We start from the raw sequence: 232 nt of genomic DNA, 5'->3' as shown, positions 1-232 counted from the left end.
TCACATCCGCGCGCAGTTGCAGACGTTCTAAATTATCGTAGACTCGCTCCAAACGTGCCGCATCGCTGTCGATCGCCACTACTTCAGTATCTTGAGTATGCTCTAAAATATGCGCTGTTTTTCCGCCCGGTGCCGCGCAGCAATCTAAAATCAGCTCACCATCTTGCGGTTGTAAATAATCTATTGCTAACTGAGCGGCGGCATCTTGCACTGACACCCAACCACGATCAAA

Annotated in this window: 1 pseudogene; it reads right to left on the bottom strand. The window is 49.6% G+C overall.

From position 1 onward, the window contains the following. A pseudogene (locus P8629_RS12795) lies at positions 1-232 on the bottom strand (16S rRNA (cytosine(1402)-N(4))-methyltransferase); the annotation flags it as partial.

This window comes from Hydrogenovibrio sp. 3SP14C1 (assembly GCF_029625905.1).
Lineage (GTDB): Bacteria > Pseudomonadota > Gammaproteobacteria > Thiomicrospirales > Thiomicrospiraceae > Hydrogenovibrio.
The sequence above is the reverse complement of the archived record's forward strand: the minus strand, read 5'-3'. Positions and strand labels throughout refer to the sequence as shown.